Raw genomic sequence first — 18,419 nt, forward strand, 5'->3', positions numbered from 1 at the left:
CTTGGCAAAAGCCAAGGGATAAATTTTTTATTCGATTTTCCATTTTTGGGCCAACCAGCTGGAAAAGGCTAAAAATCGTTCAGCTACTTGTTCATGGTGTCCATAAGGGTCAAAGACAAACTGGCCGTTCGGATAGCGTTTCTGAAGACTGGTATGGATCTGCTCAGCATAGACTGGTGCTTGAGCCAAGCGATTAGTGTGGTGTTCTCCTTCTGTTTGACCATTCTGTAAATACAGCAAACAGTCCAAATTTTTCACATTTTCTTCCTTGCAGTAGGTCACAAAATCAGGATACCAAAAGGAACCGCAGATCGAAAAGACACAGGAAACCTTGTCAAAGCTGAAAAGACTGTAGACTGCCGCCAAACCACCTAGTGAGTAACCTCCGTAGGCAAGACGTGCTTCATCCAGTCGATAAAGCGACTGCAACTTGTCTAAAAGATCTCCGAACAAATGATCATGATAGACATTGGCCTGACCGCCAAAATCTGGAGCTCCATCTCTCAGAGCAGCTGCCTTCCAGGGCGTGTAGTCATCTAGGCGATTTTTAGAGGTCAAGCCCACTAAAATCACAGATTCGGAAAGGGACGATAGGAAGTCCAAGTTTCCATCATTCAATAAAATAGCCGGATAGGTTTGATTGGGGTCGTAGTTAGAAGGAAGGCTGATTTTGACTTGAATTCCTTCCCAATCAAACTCATTATTTATTGATAAAGTCATTGATTTTCTCAAGGGAATCAATCACTGCTGGACCATAATCCATCAACTCGTCGTAAGAGATGGTCATGATTTTTTGATTCTTAACAGCAGGAACGCTTTCCAAAACAGCATTTGCCTTCATCAACTCTACTGCTTTTTCATCCAATTTTTTATTGCGATCGCTGGTTACATAGATAATCAATTCAGGATCCATTGACACGAGATTTTCCAAGGTCAAGCCTGATGTCCCCGTAGCAACGTTTGTATAACCAAGTTGGTTCAGCAAACTTTCTTGCAAAGCAGACTTGTAGGCACCGAAGGTTTCATCATTATAAGCAACCATAATCAAAGCCTTTTTCTTTTCACCTTGACTTGCTGAATTTGCTTTCTTAACAGCGTCAATTTTAGTTTGTAATTGGGCTGCGTATTCATTAGCCTTGTCCTGAACATTAAAAATCATTCCAAGATTTTTGACATCTTCTACGATATTCCCCAAATCTTGCTGAATTGTTGAGAGAGAAGCTTTTTGCGTATAGACTGGGATTTTGTTTTCATTCCAAGTGCTAACTGTCCCCAAGGATTTTTCAGAAAACATCATGTTTCGCCCCATCACAGCGTCTGGCTCATAAGAAAGGACTGTCTCTTGTGAGACTGTTTTTTTATCCCCAATTTGAGGAATCGTCGCAATCGCGTCCTTGTATTTGTCCGTCACAGCATTATCAGGGTTAAGCATGCCAGCAATTTTATCCTTCAACCCCAACTCCAATAAGATTTCAGTAGTTGAAAGATTGTTGGTGATAACTTTTTCAGGTGCCTTGCCAAAGACTTGTTCGACTTCATTCCCTTTCGCGTCATAGGTTTTGACCGTTAGTGGATAAGTCGTCTCTGTGCTCGCCTTTTGACTTGTTTCTGCGCTAGACTGTGTGGTAGCTTTTTCTGTAGTAGTGTTACCACAAGCTGCCATGGTTAAGGTAGTTACTGTTACCAGTAAAATACTTAGTGTTTTTTTCATCTTGTTTTCCTTTTCATTCTTATAAATAGTGAATCATAGCTTGCTGATCCTCGGTCCAAGTCACCTGACTTTGAACTCCGTATACAGTTTGCAATGACTCAGGGGTGATGGTCTCCTTTGGAGTCCCTTGGTAAAGGATTTCTCCCTCTTTCATCAGATAGAGATAATCCGAATAGCGACAAGCAAGTTGAATATCATGCAGGACAGCTAGAACATTAACCTTGAGATTTTTCACAATGGCCAACAAGTCTAGCTGATACTTGATATCCAGGTGATTGGTTGGTTCGTCCAGGAGCAAGAGAGTTGGTTCTTGCGCCAAGGCGCGGGCTAACAAGACTCGCTGTTTCTCTCCCCCTGACAGGGATGAATAGAGACGAGTTTTCTTCTCAAGCATATCCACCTTAACGAGGGCATCTTGAACGAGAACATAATCTCTTTCCTTTTCCTTCTGTAAAAAAGAGAGGTGGGGAGTTCTTCCCAGCAAGACGATTTCCTCAACTGTACAATCAAACTGCAATTGATTAAACTGGGTGACAACTGCCATTTGCTTGGCTGTTTCTTTGATCGTCCATTGTTCCAGAGGCTTTCCATCTAAGCTTATCAAGCCTTTATCCGCCTTTTCCTGACGATAGAGGAGTTTAAGCAGGCTGGTTTTTCCACTTCCATTTGGTCCTAGTATCGTGTGAAATTGACGCCCCTCAACCTTAAGAGAGACTCCTTTGAGGATTTTTTTCTCTTCTAGTCCAAAATGGATATCCTGACAAATCAAGTCCATATCAGACCCTCACCTCCCTTCGCCTACCTCCAACAATGTAGACAAAGAAGGGAGCACCTACTAAGGCTGTGAAAATACCAATAGGAAGCTCTGCGTTTGGAATGATGATACGAGAGAGTACGTCTGCCCAGATGACAAAGAGGGCACCTAGCAAGGTTGCAACAGGAAAAAGCCTCTTGTAATTCGTTCCTACTAACCCTCGAGCTAAATGTGGAGTAATCAGACCGACAAATCCAATAATCCCACAGGTTGCCACTAAGACTGCTGTCAGCACAGCCACCATGGTCACATAAAGATACCAATAAAAGCGTAAGGGAATTCCCAAAGTTAAAGCAGCCTCATCTCCCATCATCATCGCATTGAAAACACGATACTGAGTAGAGAAAAATAGAAAGGCTATTCCTACTACTATAGTTGGCAGGACCAAGTCTGCCCAGGAAGTCCCAGCGAGCGAGCCCATGGTCCAAAACTTAATGGTCATCACACTATCCGCATTAGCGCCAACTGAGATAATAAAGTTTGAAAAAGCCAGAAAGAGAGCGTTGACCACCGTTCCTGATAAGATCAGACTGGAAGTCGTCATCCGTCCTTGCATAGAGGCAATGATGAGGACAGCAATTGTTGCCAAAATAGCTCCAAGAAAAGCTCCAAGGCTAATCATCACTTTTAAACCAAGAATGATGCTCAAGGTTGCCCCTAGAGTTGCACCCGCAGATATTCCTAAGACATAAGGCTCAGCGATAGGATTGTTCACTGTGGACTGCATCACGCTACCACACATAGAAAGGCCTGCTCCTACTATCAGACCTAACAATACTCGAGGGAATCTCATGTTCCATACAATGGCAAGAGTGGACTTGGAAACCTCTCCTACCTCAAGAGGAAATCCCAACCTGCTCAAAATAATCCGATAGGTATCTCCTAGATTAATCGCAACAGATCCCATTGAAACTGCTAGAAAGAGAGAAATCCCTAAAATACCTAGCAAAATAACTAAAAGTAACACAAATTGCTGGTCTTGTCGGCTTCCAGAAAATTTGGAAAGCATGCAAACCTCCTTTGATAGAATCTTAAAAATTTAGAAAATTCTCATGAAAAGTATACCATATTTTCAACTGTGTAACAAGCTATGGAAAAAATACAATTAAAATCAGAAAAATTATGGTTGGTTTTTCCATACAGTGCTAGGAACCGTAACCAAAGATAATGCTTGAGCATACCAAGGTAAGTTGATAACATAAAAAAGCCCTCTGAAAATCAGAGAGCTCCAGTCTTGCTGGATAAACCGTTTATAGACTAGGCGACGAGGCGAAGGTTGTACTAATGGTACATCGAGCCGAAGCCAACGAAGTATAGAAACGGTTTAGACGCAAGATTAGCGACGAAGTCCTAGAGAGTTGATTAACTCACGGTAACGGTTAACGTCGTTTTTACGCAAGTATGCAAGCAAGTTACGACGGCGACCGATTTTTTTCATCAATCCACGGTAAGTAGCGTGGTCTTTTTTGTGTTGTTTGATGTGTTCGTTAAGGTGGTTGATTTCCCAAGTAAGGACAGCAACTTGAACCTCTACTGAACCTGTATCACCTTCGTGACGTGCATATTGTGCGATGATTTCATTTTTTTTCTCTTTTGAGATTGCCATGATGTTTCTCCTTTTTATTTGGCTTCATCCGAGTGACAGGTTGGCATGCCTGTAACCAAGAAGAAGTTATTTGTCTTTACGACAATCCCTATTCTACCAATAACTAACTTCTTTGTCAACAGATTTACTTTCTTGTTTTAAACATGCTATAATAATCATAGCAAGAAATCTAAGTTATCTGTTTTTTAAAACGAGGTGATTATCATGCGTAGATTCTATTTCCATCTCCCCTACTATCTGGTCATATTCTTCTTTTATTGGCCATTTTATGAGTTGTTATCACTAATCATTTCTGACCCCCTTTTGCTCAAGAGTCTCTACGTAAATAATATTCTCTTCTTTACACCTCTGGTAATCTTGATTGTATCGCTACTCTATAGCTACCGTTTCCGTTTCTCACTTTGGTGGTTAATTGGTAACGGACTGCTCTTTTGCTTTACTATCATAACTTTTGGTGAGTTTATACTAATTTACTTGCTAATCTATGAAACCTTTGCTCTGCTGGGCATGGCTTCCGGTATTGGCATCAAGCATATTCTACAAAAATGAAAAACAAAAAACTTTCACAAAATCCTTGAAAAATCTCACAATCATGCTATAATAATCCATAGAGACAAGTCACTTAGTCCCTTTCTACTAGAGAGTGCGTGGTTGCTGGAAACGCATAGAAAGCCTAAACTGACACTACTCTTGAGTTTTTTATGAAAACATAAAACGGTGGCCACGTTAGAGCCGATCAGAGGTGTCCCTCTCTTTTGAGGTACATAAATGAAGGTGGAACCACGTTGCGACGTCCTTTCGAGGATGTCGCTTTTTGTTTTTCTAGCTTTCACAATCCTCTGTCCCTGTTTTCAGAATAGGGTTAACACATTCGTCAATAATATAAGTAAGGAGAACATCATGATTAACATTACTTTCCCAGATGGCGCTGTTCGTGAATTCGAATCTGGCGTTACAACTTTTGAAATTGCCCAATCTATCAGCAATTCCCTAGCTAAAAAGGCCTTGGCTGGTAAATTCAACGGCAAACTCATCGACACTACTCGTGCTATCACTGAAGATGGAAGCATTGAAATCGTGACACCTGATCACGAAGATGCCCTTCCAATCTTGCGTCACTCAGCTGCTCACTTGTTCGCCCAAGCAGCTCGTCGTCTTTTCCCAGACATTCACTTGGGAGTTGGTCCAGCCATCGAAGACGGCTTCTACTACGATACTGACAACACAGCTGGTCAAATCTCTAACGAAGACCTTCCTCGTATCGAAGAAGAAATGCAAAAAATTGTCAAAGAAAACTTCCCATCAATCCGTGAAGAAGTTACTAAAGACGAAGCACGTGAAATCTTCAAAAACGACCCTTACAAGTTGGAATTGATTGAAGAACACTCAGAAGACGAAGGTGGTTTGACCATCTACCGTCAGGGTGAATATGTAGACCTTTGCCGTGGCCCACACGTCCCTTCAACAGGCCGCATCCAAATCTTCCACCTTCTCCATGTAGCGGGTGCTTACTGGCGTGGAAATAGCGACAACGCTATGATGCAACGTATCTATGGTACAGCTTGGTTTGACAAGAAAGACTTGAAAAACTACCTCCAAATGCGTGAAGAAGCCAAAGAACGTGACCACCGTAAACTTGGTAAAGAGCTTGACCTCTTTATGATTTCACAAGAGGTTGGTCAAGGACTTCCATTCTGGTTGCCAAATGGTGCGACTATTCGTCGTGAGTTGGAACGCTACATCGTAGACAAAGAGTTGACTTCTGGCTACCAACACGTTTACACTCCACCACTTGCTTCAGTTGAGCTTTACAAGACTTCTGGTCACTGGGATCATTACCAAGAAGACATGTTCCCAACTATGGACATGGGTGACGGGGAAGAATTTGTCCTTCGTCCAATGAACTGTCCACACCACATCCAAGTCTTCAAACACCATGTTCACTCATACCGTGAGTTGCCAATCCGTATCGCCGAAATCGGTATGATGCACCGTTATGAAAAATCTGGTGCCCTAACTGGTCTTCAACGTGTGCGTGAAATGTCACTCAACGACGGTCACCTCTTCGTTACTCCAGAACAAATCCAAGAAGAATTCCAGCGTGCCCTTCAGTTGATTATCGATGTTTATGAAGACTTCAACTTGACTGAATACCGCTTCCGCCTCTCTCTTCGTGACCCTCAAGATACTCATAAGTACTTTGATAACGATGAGATGTGGGAAAATGCTCAAACCATGCTTCGTGCAGCTCTTGATGAAATGGGCGTGGACTACTTTGAAGCCGAAGGTGAAGCAGCCTTTTATGGACCAAAATTGGATATTCAAGTTAAGACCGCTCTTGGAAAAGAAGAAACTCTTTCTACTATCCAACTTGACTTCTTGCTTCCAGAACGCTTCGACCTTAAATACATCGGAGCTGATGGCGAAGAGCACCGTCCAGTTATGATCCACCGTGGAGTTATCTCAACTATGGAACGCTTCACAGCTATCTTGATTGAGAACTACAAGGGTGCCTTCCCAACATGGCTTGCACCACACCAAGTAACCCTCATCCCAGTATCTAACGAAAAACACGTGGACTACGCATGGGAAGTAGCTAAAAAACTCCGTGACCGCGGTGTCCGTGCTGATGTCGATGAGCGCAATGAAAAAATGCAGTTCAAGATTCGTGCTTCACAAACAAGCAAGATTCCTTACCAATTAATCGTTGGAGACAAGGAAATGGAAGACGGAACAGTCAACGTTCGTCGCTACGGCCAAAAAGAAACACAAACTGTCTCAGTAGATGATTTTGTTCAAGCTATCCTAGCTGATATCGCCAACAAATCACGCGTTGAGAAATAAGAGATAAAATCCTAGCTAGCTAAAAAGCAACAACTGAAACAGCTGTTGCTTTTTATATTTTTACTCAATGAAAATCAAAAAGCAAACTAGGAAGCTAGCCGCAAGCTGTACTTGAGTACGGTAAGGCGACGCTGACGTGGTTTGAATTTGATTTTCGAAGAGTATTATTTAATCCGAGCTAGTAGTGATTGACCAAACCACCACACAAGATTTGCTTTCATGAGTTAGATAAGGTCAATATCCTCAATCCTTATCTGCTTCATTTTCTTTTACGAGATCTTTTTGTGAATCCTTTTCAGAGAGTTTTTGATCGATATACTTGTTAATGGTTTCATAAAATTCCTTGGTCGAATCACTGTCTAGTTTTGTCGAATTATGAACTTGATTGACTTTCAATTGAACAGATTGAATACCGTATGAGGCTTGTTTTTGGTGGAGCGTTTCTAATTCTTCTTCTGAAATCGGATCTCCAACAACCGTCAAGACCAATTCATTGTCCCTTGACTTGTAGACTTGATTAATGACCGTATGATTGGCAAACTCTTTTCCTACAAACTGCTTGATTCCTTCTTTTCGCGCTTGGTCTATCGTCAGAGTGACTGCTGAATAGCTGGCTGGAAGAATCAATAATACAATCAAGGATATCAATCCAATTCTCATTTTAATATTTAACTCTTTAAATGAACTTAAGGGAGATTTTCTCATCAAAATTCTTGTTCCAACAATGTTGATTAGCATGATAAAGACACAGTTGATCAAGAAAAGATAAAGAGCTCCAAATAAAAATCGTACATTTCCATTAGCTAAACCATATCCTGCAGTACAGATAGGTGGCATCAGAGCTGTTGCAATGGCTACTCCTGGCACGATATTGTTTGCTTCTTTTTTCCTTGACCCAATTACACCTGCTATCCCACCAGCAATAGCAATGAGAACATCCCAAATGGTTGGAGAGGTTCGTGCAATCAACTCGCTACTTGCATAAGATAAGGGGGAAATCCAGAAATACAGAGTCGAGACAAGCAAACTGACCAATATTTGAGTAAATAAAACCTCTAAAGATTGCTTGATTAAACGCGTATCAAAAATAGCTAAACCAAATCCGAGTCCAACAATCGATGTCATAAGAGGGGAAATCAGCATGGCTCCAATAATGACAGCTGTTGAATTCATATTTAAACCTATAGAGGCAATAAAAATCGCACACATCAAAATCACTGTATCTCTTAATCGAACATGAAGATCATCATATAATTTCTCACGGTATTCCCGTGTTGAATAATTGGCAGTCATTTGTCCTCTCCTCTTTCCTTATTTAAATCGGTATAATAATTAATAATAACAGCTGATAAACAGCCAAAAAATATGAGCCCATAAATCGTCAAGAAGACACTGGTAATCCTTCCAATCAAGGTCACAGCTAGGAGATCCCCGTAGCCGACAGTCGTCGAAGTCACAAAAGCATACCAAAGACCGTCTCCGTAATTTGTGATAGCAGGTTCAACTAGGAAAAGCACGCCTCCTGACCCAAAAACAAAGGTCACAAAACTCAGAGCAAACCGAGTAAAACCCGTAACCTGTATAATATGCCATAACATTTTTAAACGTCTCATTTGTTCTCCTTATTCATACTAGCTCCTGACCGAGCCGTTTTTTCCAATAATCAAAGTGAAGATAGGACATGATCTCCATCAGAGAAAGATAGACAAACTGATAGATCTGATTTAAGCTGATTATCAACTGATATTGTTTGAAAAATGACTGGAAGAAAGACCAGATATGACTGTCTTGAATCAGTCCCTTCTTAACATTATATCAAAAATTTTACAGTCTTTCTCTGAAGAAATCAATTAATTTAAAAGATAGAGAAAGGAAGAAATTTTTGTATCCTTATCCGAAGAAGAAAAACGATATCAGAAGAACCTTGATACTATGCGTTTTATTCTTTATAATTTAGCTATTTCAAAATTACAAGTTCTCCATTCTTAATTTCCCAAACTTGGTCAAACTTACTTAATAATTCGTTTTGGCGATGTAAAGTAACAATGACGGCACTTGGTAGTTCCAGAACTCTTTCCAATTCCATTTTAAACTGATTAGTATCCAAGGCAGAGAAAGGTTCGTCTAGGATAAGCAATGGATTTTTACGATTTTTCTCACGATTTAAATACATTCGTTGTTGCTGACCACCTGACAGGGATTGTGGTGGAATTTTTTCAAAATCTTCTTCTCTGAATTTTTCATTGAAACTATTGAATAGCGTTACATTATTTTCATAACTTGAAATAAATGTATGTTCTTGTTGCAGAATCATACCGAATCTTCCCCAAAGATGGTCCAAAACAAGCCCATCTAGCACAATTTGTCCTTCAAAATCTTCATCTGTTCCATTTAAAATGTTGAGAAGACTACTTTTTCCAGACCCATTCTTACCAATAAGCGCAATTTTATCCCCTTTTTGAATCGTAGCGGAAGTAATTATCAATTTTGATTCTCCCAGTTGTTTGGAAATATTTTTCAAAGTAATCGTATCAAAAGAATGTTGAGGTGCTTGAACTGAAACGGGTCTCCCAACAATGTTTTGAAAACTCTTGATTACAGGCTTTACGGACTCTAACATTTGTAAATCATAAAGGATTTCCTGTATTGGTTCAGAAAAAGCATTAATATATCCGAAACTCGCCACCACCTCAGGAATACCGAGTTGCTGGTGAGATAGAGAGTAGGCTAAATAAATAAACAGAACAAGACTAATGAATTCAAAAGAAACACCTGTCAATAAGATGCCTGTAATTTTTGTCAAACCATACTTAAAATACTTATCCTGCAAATTCTTTAGAGATCTCTTTTGTTGATTCAAAAAATGCGACATAGTTAGTTTATTTACCAAATGATGTCCCATGAGCAAATCCTCCAAAGTTCGATAGTAATCTCCTTGTTTTTTCAAGTAAACCTGTCTACGATTAGCGGTCAACTTCCCAACGATTTTAGGAATTTGAATACTAATTCCAGTGGAAAAGATTAAAATCAGTGATACAATAGGATTAATTGTTCTGCTAATAATGAAAGCGTAAATGATGATACGTAAAATTTGTTTGATAAAACTCATCAATGGAGGAAGGTAATCCTTTTCCAACGAATCTAGGTCATTAGATTGAAAGGAAATATACTCTGCTACTGTTTTCTGCTTGAAATCGTGGTGACTGAGTCCCAGAAGTGAACGAAACCACTCATTTTTCAAAGTAGTCGAAAAGATAATCCCCTGCTTCCAATCAAGTATCATTTGGATATAGTTACAACTCAAATAGCCTGCCACTGACATAGAGTAACCATATAGAGCTACTTGATAATCCCCTTTGATTAATGCCTGCGTGAAATACGGTAACAAAGCTGTGCAGATATTCGATACTACACCAAAAAGAAAATTAAAGAAGAGATACCATCTAATAGTTTTAAGATATGGTAGCATATACGATACTCCTTGCTAATGCGTTTTTTTACATATCGCAGAACAATCTCTACTATTCCCTATTTCAGATAGTGCGATACTCGGACATTGAGTGCAATAATTGTAAATCACACAAGTACTGCAGTTTTTACTATCAAAATAAAAAGAAAGCTGCAGTTCTTTCAATCCTGTATCAGCGATTCATTCTGAAATCGAATAGGAGACATTTCCCAAGTCTACAATTCACTTCATCTCAAATTAATTTTTGTAATTAACCCTTAGTTTATAGATTTTATACTCAACAAAAGTATAAAGCATACAAAACTTCACTTTGAACCAGTATTTATACTATATTCCGTATTAAAAATTCTATTATTAGTTTTGTAAAAAACAGTCTTCAAATATCCTGAAATATAGCAAAAAGAGATTGGGTAAAAACTCATTGTCTCTTCTCAATCAAGGACTAACTTTACTTGAGCAAACTGAATCCGCACTATCGTTCCTTTTCCAACCTCAGACTCGATGCGAATCTGGTGACCCAATTCTTCAGAAATTTTCTTAGATAGGTAAAGTCCAAGTCCAGATGACTGCTGGGTTAGGCGTCCATTATATCCTGAGAAACCACGTTCAAAGACTCGGAGGACATCACTGTTTTTTATCCCGATTCCCGTATCCTTGATACAAAGCTCTTGCCCCTCCATATAAATCTCCAGACCACCTTCCTTGGTGTACTTGAGACTGTTTGAGATGATTTGCTCAATAACCACTAGCAGCCACTTCTTATCCGTCACGATTTCTTTATCAAGGTCATGTAGATTGACATTTAGGCCTTTTTGAATAAAGAAAAGAGCATATTTACGAATTATTTCCTTGACCAAATCCTCAATTTGAACCTGCTTTAAGACCAAATCATCATGAAAACTTTCTAAACGCAGGTATTGTAAAACTAGATTGGTATAGGAGTCAATCTTGAAAATTTCCTGTTCTAATTGCTGCTTCAGTTGGCGGTCGGCTACTTCTGCAACTAAGAGTTGACTGGCTGCAATGGGGGTCTTAATCTGATGGACCCACAAGGTATAGTAATCCAGCAAATCCGTCAGTTTTCTTTCTGAATCTGACCTCTGCTGATAGAGTTCCATCTCACGCGCTTCTAATTTCTCAGCCAAAACTCTTTCCAAAGGAGACTTGGCTTCCCTATCACCATAGAGAAGTTCCTGACGATAGACCTGCATCTCCGCCAATATATCCCAAGTGAAAAATAAGATGGTTACAAAGCAACACAAGAGGAAAAAGTAGAGAAAGTAAATTCCTAAACTGGCAAATAAAAACTGAAAGAGCAAAACTAGAAATGCTAAAGCAAGCAGATAGACAAACAGACGACTACGAGAGCGCAGATAGGCTAGAAAAAATTGTTTCCAATCAAGCATGCTTCAGTCCGTACCCTATCCCTTTCTTGGTCTCGATAAATCCTACCAAGCCCTGCTCTTCCAATTTTTTACGCAAACGAGCCACATTGACAGAGAGGGTATTGTCATCAATGAAAAAGTCACTGTTCCAAAGTTCCCGCATCAGGTCATCACGCGCTACGATATTGCCTGCATGCTCAAACAAAACGCGTAAAATCTGGAATTCGTTCTTGGTCAAATTCAACACTTGCCCTTGATAATGTAAATCCATGGATTTGGTATTGAGGATCACACCGGCATATTCCAGTAAACTCTCGTCACGCCCAAACTCATAGGAACGGCGCAACAAGCCCTGAACCTTAGCTAAAAGAACCTGCTGGTCAAAAGGTTTGGTCACAAAGTCATCCGCCCCCATATTAATCGCCATAACAATATCCATAGCCTGGTCTCTGGAAGACAGAAACATAATCGGCACCTTAGAAATCTTGCGAATCTCCTGACACCAATGATAGCCGTTAAACAAGGGCAAGCCAATATCCATGAGAACCAGATGAGGCTCCGACTGGACAAAAAGGCTCAAAACTTCCATAAAGTCTTCTACCAGAACCACTTCAAATCCCCATTCAGAGAGCATTTTCCCGACTTGTTGACGAATAACCTGATCATCTTCTACTAATAAAATCTTGTGCATGCGCTCCTCCTTTTCTATTATTATAACAGATTTTTCCATGCTAGAAGGTCTGAAACTGAATTTGAAATAGCTTGTTTTTAGCCAACAAAGTGAAACAATCCTACTAGATAATTTGAGGGAAATTTGATAAGATAAATAAAAAGAAAGGAGCTCTTATGGCCAATATTTTTGATTATCTGAAAGATGTCGCATACGATTCCTTTTACGACCTTCCTTTGAATGAGTTAGACATTCTAGCCTTAACAGAAACAACCTACCTCTCCTTTGATAATCTGGTCTCCACAACTCCTCAGCGACTTTTAGAACTGGCACCTCAGGTTCCAAGAGAGCCTAATATGTTGACCAGCAAAAATCGCCTCCAGCTATTAGATGAACTAGCTCAACACAAGCGCTTCAAAAATTGCAAACTCTCCCATTTTATCAATGACATTGACCCTGAACTGCAAAAGCAATTTGCGGCTATGACCTACCGCCTCAATCTCGATACCTATCTGATTGTCTTTCGTGGGACTGATGACAGTATCATTGGCTGGAAGGAAGATTTCCACCTGACCTATATGAAGGAAATTCCTGCTCAAAAGCACGCCCTTCGCTATTTAAAGAACTTTTTTGCCCACCATCCTAAGCAAAAGGTCATTCTGGCTGGGCATTCCAAGGGAGGAAATTTAGCCATCTATGCTGCTAGCCAAATTGAGCAAAGCTTGCAAGATCAAATCACAGCAGTTTATACTTTTGATGCGCCTGGTCTCCACAAAGAACTGACACAAACTGAGGGCTATCAAGGGATAATGGATAGAACCAAGGTCTTCATCCCTCAAGGCTCCATTATCGGTATGATGATGGAAATCCCTAACCAGCAAATCATCGTGCACAGTACTGCCTTAGGTGGTATCGCCCAACACGATACCTTTAGTTGGCAGATTGAGGACAAGCACTTCGTTCAACTGGATAAGACCAACAGTGATAGCCAACAAGTCGACACAACCTTCAAAGAATGGGTAGCGACAGTCCCTGACGAAGAACTCCAGCTCTACTTTGACCTTTTCTTTGGCACCATTCTAGATGCTGGGATTAGCTCCATCAATGACCTGTCTTCCTTAAAGGCGCTTGAACACATTCATCATCTCTTTGTCCAAGCGCAATCCCTCACCCAAGAAGAAAGGGAAACCATGGGACGCCTCACCCAGTTATTGATTGATACCCGTTACCAAGCATGGAAAAATAGATAGTAGCTTTCAAAAATCAAATGTATATAAAACAAAAGACCTAGAACACAGACTTTCATGTGCATTCTAAGTCTTTTTTAATAAAATCTAACTACCAAATAACCCCTTTATAGGATAGTAAAATGATAGCTAATAGCAGGACATACAAGGCAAGGAAGAGCCATTTCATCTTGACACAGAGCGCTACGTACTCCCGAATAAAAGCAGATGGTATATAGTAGCCTGCCGTCCTACATCCGAGGCCATCTCCCTTCATTTTTAACTTACGAGCATAAGTACTAGTTCTAAAGACATGATAATCATTTGTTACAAAGAGAAATTGAGGTTTGGCTACCAGTTTCTCACCAAGTTCCTTAGAAAAGAGAAGGTTCTCGTAGGTAGTCCTTGATTGATCTTCCAGAATAATCGCATCTTGGGGAACATCTGTCTCTTTAAGAAGATAGTTTGTAATGGCCTGCGCTTCAGAAATCTTCTCATCTCCTCCTTGACCACCACTGGCAATGATTTTGATATGAGGATTCTTAGACTTGTGATAAGCTTCCACTGCCTTATCAATTCTCCTCTTCAGCAAAGGTGTTACCTTTTCTCCGTCTAACAAACCTGCACCATGAATGATAATAAAATCATAATGCTTCTTCTTAGGAATAAAGAGATACAAGATAGAGTACAGAATAAAAGCCACAAAAGCAAAACCAAAAATAAAGTAAGAATAAGCAATAAATGCAAATAAAATATTTAGAAAGTGATTGGTGTAAAATAATTCATGTCGTCCTCCCAATCGAAATGACATCAAAGCAAAAAATAGCAAAATGACTATTCCAAGGAGCATGGAGAGATAATTAGCCTTTGAACGTCCCTCTCGCTTCAACAAAATGACCCCATTATAGATTAGAAAGATGCCACTTAGAAAAAGCAAAAAAGGAAGTAAAATAAAGGGAAATATAAAAAAAGCGAAATGAATCTTCTCATACCCATTTTGATAAAAAAGGTAGCCTAGATAAAAATAACTGGAAATGAGGGATAATAAGAATAATACTGGATTCCACAAACTTCTATTATCCTTCCAAAATGACACTATAAAGGCTAATACAATTCCTATAACGAGATACATTTCTTCCTCCTTTAATGATTCTATTTTATCACAATTTTACATAGAGAAAAAGAGGGCATCTATCCCTCTCACTCCTTCATTTGAGTTTCTGCATCGGCCACAACTTGCTCTAAACTAGTCTGACCAAGTTCAGCCTCCATAGCCAGCTGGATTCTCTCCAATTTTTGATCCAAAACATCATGAATATGAGCTCCAACTGGGCAATTTGGATTTGGATTGTCATGGAAACTGAAGAGTTGACCAGTCTTACCAAGACACTCAACCGCCTGATAAACATCTAATAGACTAATGTCTTTGAGATCCTTAACAATCTCTGTTCCGCCCGTTCCGCGCGCGACTGAAATCAGCTCTGCCTTCTTCAACTGGGACAAGGTCTTTCTGATAATGACAGGATTGACCCCGACACTAGCAGCCAGAAAATCACTGGTCACCTTGCTTTCCTTCCCCTCGAGGGCGATAATTATCAGCATATGAGTCGCAATGGTAAATCTACTTGGAATTTGCATCCTCTTCTCCTTTTTACGAGGCATCCCTGCCTCTACTCTTCTGTTTCTTTTATTATACCCTTTTCAGTTGTAATGTCAATCATTACCACTTTTCAACCAAGCATCTAATTCCCTATCATAGCCCTCTTTCTGGGCCAATTCTCTCAGAAATTCCTGATGATGAGTATGGTGGATACCATTGACCAGACTTTCATAGTAAACCTCAAAATAGGGAAGCTTCAGATCTTTAGCCAGTTGCAATTCAGCTGCCACATCGTAGTCAACTCGTCGGAAGTCCATATCTACCAAGCCCTTGTCATCAAACTCTAAAATCATATACTGGGCCCGCAAGTCCTTCCGCAACTGGGCATCTAGAAAGAAAGGTTGCCCAATCGAACCTGGATTGACAATTAATTGTCCACCAGTCCCGTAACGAAGCAACTGCTGGTGAATATGACCATAAACAGCAATATCACAAGGCGGATTGGTCACCAAGCGGTCAAAATCCTCTTGCGCTCCAGTATGAATCAACTCTCGCCCCCAGTTCTTATCAGGCAGATGATGGCTAATTCCTACCGTCAAATCACCAAACTGACGATGAATCTGGAGGGGTTGATTGTGGAGCAGTTCAATTTCTTCTAGGGAAATTTCCTCTAAAACATACTGGCACTGGCGCAAGAGATAGCGTTGACTGGGACGAGTACTATCCAATTCCTTACGGACACCGTGCCACAGACTATCTTCCCAGTTTCCCAAAACTCTAGCCGTAATCGGTAGTTGAGCCAACAAGTCCAAAATCCTTCTACGCCCTGTCCCTGGCATGAGAATATCTCCCAGAAGCCAGTATTCATCCACTCCTAGCTGCCGAGCATCTGCCAAAACAGCCTCCAAGGCGGTGGTATTTCCATGAATATCTGAAAGAAGAGCTATTTTCGTCATATCCATCTCCTCGTTTTTTCTCTTGCAATAAGTATAACATAAAAAGTCACAGCTAGAGAAATCTAGCTTTTTTTGATATACTAGATATAGATATTAGACAAGAGGAAGCGAATGACCCCGAATAAAGAAGATTATCTAAAATGTATTTATGAAATCGGCATAGACCTGCATAAAATTACCAACAAGGAAATTGCTGCCCGCATGCAAGTCTCTCCCCCTGCTGTAACTGAAATGATTAAACGGATGAAGAGCGAAAACCTCATCCTCAAGGACAAGGAATGTGGCTATCTACTGACTGACCTCGGCCTCAAACTAGTCTCTGAGCTCTATCGTAAACACCGCTTGATTGAAGTTTTTCTAGTTCATCATTTAGACTATACTAGTGACCAGATTCATGAAGAAGCTGAGGTATTGGAACATACTGTCTCTGAGCTATTCGTGGAGAGACTAGAAAAATTACTTGGATTCCCCAAGACCTGCCCTCACGGAGGAACTATTCCTGCCAAGGGAGAACTCTTAGTTGAAATCAATAACCTACCACTAGCTGATATCAAAGAGAGTGGATCCTACCGTCTAACTCGGGTGCACGATAGTTTTGACATTCTCCATTATCTGGACAAGCACTCACTTCACATCGGTGATTCGCTCCAAGTCAAGCAGTTTGATGGCTTCAGTAACACCTTTACTATCCTTAGTAAAGACGAGGATTTACAAGTGAATATGGACATTGCAACACAACTCTATGTCGAGAAAATCAACTAATTTCTCAAGTCCCCCAACCAACCCTGAAAGTTTGATTTTCAGGGTTTTATTTCTATCATTTGATTTTGCTTTCATTTAATTGTAGAATATTTGTAAAAAAAAAGAAAGATAGTTTAAACTATGAAAAAATCACTAAAAATTTTTGCTACATCTAAATGGTTTGACCTCTTTGGAGTTGCTCTGGTCGTTGGGATTGCAATTGCATCTGGTTACCTCAACTCCCGTCTCGACAAATTCGTAGACTGGGGCCCATGGACAGCTCTTGTTCCCTTTGGATTGATTTCCGTAACCAACGTTGGGATTTCCATGTTATCCACTCGTTTCACGGGGAAATTAAGCAAATGGGGAAATTACTTTGGTATTGTTAATACCATTTTGTCCGGTGCTATTGATTATATCCTTGGAAATAAGGCGGCCATTATCACCTATCCCGTCACCTTCCTCATTTATACCTTTGCTATTAAGAAATGGGAAGCTTCGCAAGAAGGCAGACCCAACCAAATGAGCCAAAAACAGCTAAAATTGGCGGCCATCATCATTTCAATCATCGCCTTCCTCTTTGCCTTTGTGACAAACTTTATCGGCTATGGAGGAAAGATGAATCTCCTTGCCTATGTAACAACCATTGCCTTTGCACTCTCACTCATTGCCAATGCTTTTAACGCATTGAAACTAACAACTCAGTGGGGCTTTTGGTTGATTTACAATTTCGTTCAGCTGACAAAAGCTGGTATTCAAGGAAATTTTGCCAATATCGGAAAATACATCTTTTATATCCTCAATGCAATCGGAGCTTTATTTGTCTGGAATGATGAAGAAGTAAGATAATAGAAGAAAACTTAAATAAAAAAACAAGTCGACTTAAGAGAATCTCCCTTCTGCTATTTTTATCATTTTACTTGTAACTCCCATTCGTTTGGAGTAGAATGAAGTTAGATAAAAGAGGGAGGTCATCTTATGAAAAAACTCTTTAGAATCCATTTTACAGCAATTGCAGTCATCGATTTGCTGCTATTGGCATTTTTTAACAAAAGACCCGAGACATCTTTGGAGTGGCTCTTGCTATCTGGTTTTATTTTCCTCCTTACTCAAGGACTCCTGTTATTTCGCTTGGTTGTCCGACTCAAACATCAATTCGCTGAGATTTATCCTCAAATCAATAAAAAGATTCGCTTCTACTATTTAGGGGTTCTCTCCATTGATTTTCTATTTTTTGTCCTCTTAGCCTTCATTAGTTCTCAGCGTTTTTACTCTCTTATGCCAATCATCACTGCTTGTCATTCTACTTTATATTATATGACGGCTGACTACCTAAGAGAACACTATCCAGATTTTTACGACAAACATATCTCTTTGTGGGAGTGTCTCTAAGGAAA

The 18,419-nt window shown here is 40.0% G+C and carries 18 protein-coding genes and 2 pseudogenes; 7 read left to right on the forward strand and 13 right to left on the reverse strand.

Annotated elements, in window-relative coordinates:
* Positions 1-27: 27 nt before the first annotated feature.
* The 5 genes from D8836_RS06210 to rpsO form a co-directional block, all read right to left on the reverse strand.
* Positions 28-720, reverse strand: a complete 693-nt coding sequence (locus tag D8836_RS06210) for an alpha/beta hydrolase (protein WP_125393458.1) — start codon at positions 718-720, stop codon at positions 28-30.
* Positions 701-1,711: an ABC transporter substrate-binding protein gene (locus tag D8836_RS06215; protein WP_125393459.1), complete on the reverse strand. Its 1,011-nt coding sequence runs from the start codon at positions 1,709-1,711 to the stop codon at positions 701-703. Before D8836_RS06215 ends, D8836_RS06210 begins: the two co-directional genes overlap by 20 nt.
* Before the next feature lie 19 nt (positions 1,712-1,730).
* The gene (locus D8836_RS06220) at positions 1,731-2,486 is read right to left on the reverse strand and encodes an ABC transporter ATP-binding protein (RefSeq protein WP_125393460.1); all 756 of its coding nucleotides are present in this window, start codon (positions 2,484-2,486) and stop codon (positions 1,731-1,733) included.
* Between the two features lies 1 nt (position 2,487).
* On the reverse strand, positions 2,488-3,534 hold the full coding sequence (locus D8836_RS06225) for a FecCD family ABC transporter permease (protein WP_125393461.1): 1,047 nt from the start codon (positions 3,532-3,534) through the stop codon (positions 2,488-2,490).
* A 327-nt stretch (positions 3,535-3,861) separates the two neighbouring features.
* The gene (gene rpsO / locus D8836_RS06230; protein ID WP_001018251.1) at positions 3,862-4,131 is read right to left on the reverse strand and encodes a 30S ribosomal protein S15; all 270 of its coding nucleotides are present in this window, start codon (positions 4,129-4,131) and stop codon (positions 3,862-3,864) included.
* A gap of 204 nt (positions 4,132-4,335) precedes the next feature.
* On the opposite strand from rpsO, the pseudogene D8836_RS06235 reads away from it, so the two are divergent.
* From D8836_RS06235 to thrS, 3 genes and pseudogenes are all read left to right on the forward strand, one after another.
* Positions 4,336-4,709: pseudogene (locus D8836_RS06235) on the forward strand (hypothetical protein).
* A gap of 100 nt (positions 4,710-4,809) precedes the next feature.
* A pseudogene (locus D8836_RS11530) lies at positions 4,810-4,991 on the forward strand (hypothetical protein).
* Between the two features lie 40 nt (positions 4,992-5,031).
* Entirely contained in the window at positions 5,032-6,975 is a 1,944-nt protein-coding gene (gene thrS, locus D8836_RS06245; RefSeq protein WP_120769887.1) for a threonine--tRNA ligase, read from the forward strand.
* A 243-nt stretch (positions 6,976-7,218) separates the two neighbouring features.
* Here thrS and D8836_RS06255 read toward each other — a convergent pair whose 3' ends face one another.
* From D8836_RS06255 to D8836_RS06280, 5 genes are all read right to left on the reverse strand, one after another.
* Positions 7,219-8,268, reverse strand: coding sequence for a DUF389 domain-containing protein (locus tag D8836_RS06255; RefSeq protein ID WP_125393463.1), 1,050 nt, complete (start codon positions 8,266-8,268; stop codon positions 7,219-7,221).
* Complete coding sequence (locus D8836_RS06260; protein WP_001253404.1) at positions 8,265-8,588, reverse strand: potassium channel family protein; 324 nt, start codon at positions 8,586-8,588, stop codon at positions 8,265-8,267. Before D8836_RS06260 ends, D8836_RS06255 begins: the two co-directional genes overlap by 4 nt.
* Positions 8,589-8,932: 344 nt before the next feature.
* Complete coding sequence (locus tag D8836_RS06265) at positions 8,933-10,444, reverse strand: ATP-binding cassette domain-containing protein (RefSeq protein ID WP_033682171.1); 1,512 nt, start codon at positions 10,442-10,444, stop codon at positions 8,933-8,935.
* Between the two features lie 431 nt (positions 10,445-10,875).
* Positions 10,876-11,850, reverse strand: coding sequence for a sensor histidine kinase (locus D8836_RS06275; protein ID WP_125393464.1), 975 nt, complete (start codon positions 11,848-11,850; stop codon positions 10,876-10,878).
* Positions 11,843-12,520: a response regulator transcription factor gene (locus tag D8836_RS06280; RefSeq protein WP_000548991.1), complete on the reverse strand. Its 678-nt coding sequence runs from the start codon at positions 12,518-12,520 to the stop codon at positions 11,843-11,845. The genes D8836_RS06275 and D8836_RS06280 overlap by 8 nt, the downstream gene beginning before the upstream one ends.
* Before the next feature lie 155 nt (positions 12,521-12,675).
* On the opposite strand from D8836_RS06280, the gene D8836_RS06285 reads away from it, so the two are divergent.
* Positions 12,676-13,749, forward strand: a complete 1,074-nt coding sequence (locus D8836_RS06285; protein ID WP_125393465.1) for a DUF2974 domain-containing protein — start codon at positions 12,676-12,678, stop codon at positions 13,747-13,749.
* A gap of 88 nt (positions 13,750-13,837) precedes the next feature.
* Here D8836_RS06285 and D8836_RS06290 read toward each other — a convergent pair whose 3' ends face one another.
* The 3 genes from D8836_RS06290 to D8836_RS06300 form a co-directional block, all read right to left on the reverse strand.
* A complete protein-coding gene (locus D8836_RS06290; RefSeq protein WP_125393466.1) occupies positions 13,838-14,857 on the reverse strand; it encodes a YdcF family protein in 1,020 nt (339 codons plus the stop codon).
* 68 nt (positions 14,858-14,925) lie between these two features.
* Complete coding sequence (locus tag D8836_RS06295; protein ID WP_001166789.1) at positions 14,926-15,363, reverse strand: Rrf2 family transcriptional regulator; 438 nt, start codon at positions 15,361-15,363, stop codon at positions 14,926-14,928.
* 75 nt (positions 15,364-15,438) lie between these two features.
* The gene (locus D8836_RS06300) at positions 15,439-16,281 is read right to left on the reverse strand and encodes a metallophosphoesterase family protein (RefSeq protein WP_185761608.1); all 843 of its coding nucleotides are present in this window, start codon (positions 16,279-16,281) and stop codon (positions 15,439-15,441) included.
* 111 nt (positions 16,282-16,392) lie between these two features.
* Between D8836_RS06300 and D8836_RS06305 the strand changes: the two genes are divergently transcribed.
* From D8836_RS06305 to D8836_RS06320, 3 genes are all read left to right on the forward strand, one after another.
* Positions 16,393-17,043 carry a metal-dependent transcriptional regulator gene (locus D8836_RS06305; RefSeq protein WP_084924055.1) on the forward strand — a complete coding sequence of 217 codons (651 nt, stop codon included), beginning with the start codon at positions 16,393-16,395 and terminating at the stop codon, positions 17,041-17,043.
* A gap of 120 nt (positions 17,044-17,163) precedes the next feature.
* Entirely contained in the window at positions 17,164-17,871 is a 708-nt protein-coding gene (locus tag D8836_RS06315) for a nicotinamide mononucleotide transporter (protein ID WP_004255605.1), read from the forward strand.
* Between the two features lie 129 nt (positions 17,872-18,000).
* On the forward strand, positions 18,001-18,414 hold the full coding sequence (locus tag D8836_RS06320; RefSeq protein WP_125393468.1) for a hypothetical protein: 414 nt from the start codon (positions 18,001-18,003) through the stop codon (positions 18,412-18,414).
* Positions 18,415-18,419: the final 5 nt, after the last annotated feature.

This window comes from Streptococcus mitis (assembly GCF_003942995.1).
Taxonomy (GTDB): Bacteria; Bacillota; Bacilli; order Lactobacillales; family Streptococcaceae; genus Streptococcus; species Streptococcus mitis_CV.